This is a genomic window from Mesorhizobium sp. M7A.F.Ca.CA.002.04.1.1, assembly GCF_004022805.1.
Classification (GTDB): domain Bacteria; phylum Pseudomonadota; class Alphaproteobacteria; order Rhizobiales; family Rhizobiaceae; genus Mesorhizobium; species Mesorhizobium ciceri.
Genome location: NZ_RZPL01000366.1, coordinates 1 through 5,524, shown reverse-complemented (window position 1 = coordinate 5,524; position 5,524 = coordinate 1). Strand labels below are relative to the sequence as shown.

At 63.5% G+C, this 5,524-nt stretch carries 2 protein-coding genes and 1 pseudogene; 2 read left to right on the top strand and 1 reads right to left on the bottom strand.

The features are described from left to right. Window positions 1-1,779, bottom strand: a 1,779-nt coding sequence (gene dnaK / locus ENZ75_RS19130; protein WP_128278245.1) for a molecular chaperone DnaK, incomplete at its 3' end; no start/stop codon positions are given. A 213-nt stretch (window positions 1,780-1,992) separates the two neighbouring features. On the opposite strand from dnaK, the gene ENZ75_RS19125 reads away from it, so the two are divergent. Then, window positions 1,993-4,236 carry a hypothetical protein gene (locus ENZ75_RS19125; protein ID WP_063169677.1) on the top strand — a complete coding sequence of 748 codons (2,244 nt, stop codon included), beginning with the start codon at window positions 1,993-1,995 and terminating at the stop codon, window positions 4,234-4,236. 10 nt (window positions 4,237-4,246) lie between these two features. Continuing rightward, a pseudogene (locus ENZ75_RS19120) lies at window positions 4,247-5,524 on the top strand (hypothetical protein); the annotation flags it as partial.

Here is a 5,524-nt window from a genome sequence, read left to right as displayed (position 1 = left end):
AAGCTTCATAGAAGCCTCGGCCAGCGCCTGGCACTTGGCTTCGATGTCGGCCGCGTCGTCGCCTTCGGTCGCGGTCTTCAGCGCCGCGATCGCGTCGGAGATCGCCGTGCGCTCGCCTTCCGAAACCTTGTCGCCATATTCCTTCAGCGACTTCTCCGAGGAATGCAGCAGCGCTTCGGCCTGGTTGCGGGCCTCGACCAGCGCACGCCGCTTCTTGTCGGTCTCGGCATTGGCCTCGGCGTCCTTGACCATCTTCTCGATGTCGGCGTCCGAAAGACCACCCGATGCCTGGATGCGGATCTGGTGCTCCTTGCCGGTGCCCTTGTCCTTGGCCGAAACGTTGACGATGCCGTTGGCGTCGATGTCGAAGGTGACCTCGATCTGCGGTACGCCGCGCGGCGCCGGCGGAATGCCGACCAGGTCGAACTGGCCGAGCGCCTTGTTGTCGGCGGCCATTTCGCGCTCACCCTGGAAGACCCGGATGGTCACTGCCGACTGTGAGTCCTCGGCCGTCGAGAACACCTGGCTCTTCTTGGTCGGGATCGTCGTGTTGCGTTCGATCAGGCGGGTGAACACGCCACCCAGCGTCTCGATGCCGAGCGACAGCGGCGTCACGTCGAGCAACAGCACGTCCTTGACGTCGCCCTGCAGCACGCCGGCCTGGATGGCGGCGCCGAGAGCGACGACCTCATCCGGATTGACGCCCTTGTGCGGCTCCTTGCCGAAGAACTGCTTCACGATTTCCTGGATCTTGGGCATGCGGGTCATGCCGCCGACCAGAACGACTTCGTCGATCTCGCCCGCCTTCAGGCCGGCATCCTTCAACGCCGCCTTGCAAGGGGCAATCGTGCGCTGGACGAGGTCGTCGACCAGCTGCTCGAACTTGGCGCGCGTCAGCTTCAGCGTCAGGTGCTTCGGCCCGGTCGCGTCGGCGGTGATGAAGGGCAGGTTGATTTCGGTCTGGGTGGTCGACGACAGCTCGATCTTGGCCTTTTCAGCCGCCTCCTTGAGGCGCTGCAGGGCAAGCTTATCGTTCTTCAGGTCGATGCCCTGTTCCTTCTTGAACTCGGCCGCCAGGTATTCGACCAGGCGCATGTCGAAATCCTCGCCGCCGAGGAAGGTGTCGCCATTGGTCGACTTGACCTCGAACACGCCATCGCCGATTTCGAGCACCGAAATGTCGAACGTGCCGCCGCCAAGGTCATAGACGGCAATGGTCTTGCCTTCCTTCTTGTCGAGGCCATAGGCAAGCGCTGCCGCGGTCGGCTCGTTGATGATGCGCAGCACTTCAAGGCCGGCGATCTTGCCGGCATCCTTGGTCGCCTGGCGCTGGGCGTCGTTGAAATAGGCCGGAACGGTGATGACCGCCTTCTCGACCTTTTCGCCGAGATAGGCTTCCGCCGTCTCCTTCATCTTCTGCAGGATCATGGCCGAAATCTGCGAGGGCGACTGCTTCCTGCCGCCGGCTTCGACCCAGGCATCGCCATTGTCGCCCTTGACGATCTTGTAGGGGACAAGCTTCTTGTCCTTCTCCGTCACCGGATCGTCATAGCGGCGGCCGATCAGGCGCTTGACCGCGAAGATGGTGTTTTCAGGATTGGTGACCGCCTGGCGCTTGGCCGGCTGGCCGACCAGACGTTCGTCGTCGCCCGAGATGGCGACGATGGAAGGCGTCGTGCGCGCGCCTTCCGCATTCTCGATTACCTTGGGCTCCTTGCCATCCATGATGGCGATGCAGGAGTTGGTGGTGCCGAGATCGATACCGATTACTTTTGCCATTTCTCTAGTCTCTCCGCTAAGCAGGCTCTCAGGACCCGTACAGGCGTTCCGACGAAAGCCCCTGTTCACAAGAAATCCCGTTCCGGCAACCGGCATTCCGGCGCCGAACGGCTTGGCGCGTATATAAGAACAGGCGGCATCGCGCGCAAGCATTCTGCGCAGGCCTTCCATGAACCTTTCCATCTCCGCCCGCGACTGATCTCTAGGTGCCGCATGGTGCGGCCCGGAAAGGAAGCCCCCATGACCAATAACCCAGAGGCTCTGCGGTCTCCGGGAACAACAGGAGCTCGGCGCGACCACCGCCTTCGGGACGGGGTCGATGCGCTGGGCTTTCCGCTGATTCCGTTGACCCTGCGTAAGACCAGGCGTATCGTCGTCTTGAGGAAAGCAGACAATTCGATCAGGGAAGAACGAGCCGGACCGCCGCGCCTTGCCCTGATTTGCGCGGCCAGCCCCGACGTTCTCCCGTCGACTACGGGGGGTAGTGTCATGTCTCGCATCCGCGGCTCGTTCGTGTCGTCTCTTGATGGCGGCTTGCGCCGTGCTGTGCATCCAGGCGGGTTGCTGGCGCTGGCACTCGGCCTGTGGCTGGGCGCCGCGCAGGCGCAGGAAACCCGGATCATCTATCCCGGCTCGATGGCGGTGACCGGATTCTCCGGCACCATCATTCCCAATTTCGACCCCCCTGATTCCGAAAAAGAGGGCCTGCCGCCCGGCGTCGATCCGGTCGACGAAACCTTCATCGACCCCACGCGCGCCACCTTGCGCGTGTTCGACGTTTCGCATCTGGGCGGCCCAGCCTCCGGCCAGCTGGTCAACACGCCGCCGCCCTTCGAGGTGACGGCGGAGCAGATCGGCCAGGTGTTCGGCGTCACCTATGATGACGGCGTGCGCGACGGCGTTCCATCGGGCATTCCCAATCTCTATGCCGGCGCCACCTCGCTGCACGGCATCCGTATCGTCACCCCGGATGCCGACGATGACGGCCGCCCCGAGAGGCAGCGCCGCGGCGCTGCCGGCGCCACCTTCATGGATGGCCAGTTCGGCACCGAAAACGGTGGCGGGCCGGGCACCGTCTGGAAGATCGACGGCATCACCGGCCAGGTCTCCAAATTCGCCGACATCGACACCAACAGCGGTCCCGGCATCGGCAATCTCACTTTCGACGCCACTCACCGCGAGTTCTTTGCGTCCGATCTCGACACCGGCCTGATCCATCGCATCGACGCCGAAGGCAGACTGATCGACAGCTTCGATCACGGCGTTGCCGGCCGGCCCACGCATGGGCTCGCTCCCGTCGCCGACGATGGTTCGGTGATGGACATACAAGGTGCCGCCTTCGATAGCGAAGACCCCGACAGCTGGGGCTACACGCAGGACGAGCGCCGCGTCTGGGGTGTCTCCTACCATGGCGGCCGGCTCTACTATTCGGTCGGCGAAAAGTCGGAAATCTGGTCGGTGGGCATCGCCCGCGACGGCAGTTTTGCCGGTGACCCGCGCTGGGAACTGACGGTCAGGGCCGACAAGGACTACGCCGTCACCGACATCGCCTTCGACAACAGCGGCTTCATGTACCTGGCCCAGCGCGGTCCGGTCGAAAACCGTTACGATTACGGCCAGTTCGCCGATTCCGGTAAAGGCGAGGTCATCCGCTACTTCCGGGAGAACCCGGACGATCCGGAAACGGAATCGGTCTGGGTCGAAGTGCCGCAGGAATATGCGGTCGGCTTCCCCCAAGGCAACCGGCAGTCGGCCGGCGGTCTTGATCTGCAATATGGCTATGATGCCGACGGCAATCTCGACAGCTCCGTCTGCACGCAGACGCTGGTCAACACGGGCGACAAGCTGCGCGACAATCCTTCACTCGCCGAACAGCTCGCAGCCGGCGGGCCGCTGGCCGTACACGGTGTGCAGATCACGCCGAAAGAGCTGGTCAAGCCGGCCAATGTGCCGCCCTTCGGCTCATGGTTCGTCGACTTCGACGGTTATTTCGAAGACCCGGAGGTCGAGGGCCATGTCGGCGATGTTGCCGTCTGGCACCCTTGCGAGGGCCGCGCCGGCTATTACGAGGAAATCCCGGGCGGCTACCTGCCCCCCTTCTACCCGCCGGATTTCCCACCACCCGGCAACCTGCCTCCATGTCTCGACGTCGACGACGTCCAGTATTACTGCACGCCTTCCGGCCTCGAGGCCGATCTCTATCTCCATGACCATGCCGGCTTCGGCGGCGATTCGATCAAGGTCCAGTCCAGGACGCCAGGCGTCGGGGTGACATCATCCCAGTCGCATGCGCCCGGCAAGCCCTACACGATCGACATCACCGGCCACTATCCGGGCGACACAGTCGATGTCGGGCTCTGCTTCTACAGGAAGTCCGACAAGGACAAGGGTGGCTATTACCCTTGCTGCAAGATGACTTTGCCGCTCAGAACCCCAGCCGCCAGCTGCGAACGTTGAGGAGGGGAAGATGAAAAATCTCGCACTCTCCCCGCTCGCAACGAACGCCCAAACAACCGTCATGGAGACGATCATGAAACCCCTGTCATACGCCAGGCGCGGCGCGCGCTGGCTGATGGCGGCCGGTATCGCGGTCGCCACGTTCACCCCGGTGCAAGGCTTTGCAGAAGACGCTGCCTCGATCACCCCGGAGCTGAAGCTCGATCTCGACAGTTCGCGCGTCGTCACTCCGAGGCCTGACCAGGTGGTGCCTTTCTTCACCAAGACAGGCGTTCAAAGAGGCTGCGATTACGTCGTCTACTCGCTGAGCTTCGGCTTGCGCGGCGATCCGCAGGGCCTTGCCGACCCGAGCCTCGAGGCCAGGCTGAAGAAGGTCAGGATCGACTTCAAGGACCAGCTTCCGCACGGCCTTGCGATCATCAACGTCAACGTGTCCGGCGACGGCACGGATTCGTCCGGCGGACCACTGCCGGGTGCAACGATCAGCACTTCGGCAAATCCGAACGATACTGCCACGGTTTCCGATTTCCGCATCTCCACGTCCGATGTCGACGGCGTCGGCGCTGCCAACGAGCGTGTGATCAACTTCGCGATCACGGCCAAGATCGATCGTGCGGCATTTCCCGCGCCGACGATCGTCGACAACCAGGGCATGATCAAGGTGACGGCCGGACCGGGCACCGGGACCATCATCCCATCGCAGGATCCGAGCAAGCCCGACGACGGTGACTTCAAGACCGGCGTGAAGACCTCGATCAAGATCGACGTCACCAAGTGCAATCCGCCACCGCCACCTCCCGGCAAGGAATGCTTCAAGGTGGAACGCGGTACGGTCGACTGCGTGCCCGGCGGCGGCGCCTTCATCTATCACATGCCGGTCGGCCCGGAGATGGGCGGCAAGTGGGTGCAGGTGTCGACGAGCACGCCCGGCATCAACATCATCCCCGATACCCAATTGGTGCCGGCGGGCGGCGGTGTGCTCAACTGGAAGATCGTCGGTGCCTCGCCCGGCGACGTCATCCACCTCATCGTCACCGGCATCGAAACCTATGCCGGTCCGAAGGAAGGCTGGGGCCTGTGCTGCACGCAGACGATCGACATCGTCATCCCGCGTGACCAGAGGTGCCCGCCCAGGGACAAGGAGCCGGACCTCAAGGTCGAGAAACGCGCCGACGTGACGCGTTGCACGATGGGCGGCGGCTGCGACTTCACCATCAGGGTCACCAATGTCGGCACCGGAGCCTACCACGGCAAGATCGTGCTCGACGAGGTGACGCTGCCGGCCGGC

What these genes read in the sequence shown, in the direction of transcription:
- ENZ75_RS19125 (WP_063169677.1), top strand. Translation starts at nt 1,993, where the DNA reads ATGGTGCGGCCCGGAAAGGAAGCCCCCATGACCAATAACCCAGAGGCT.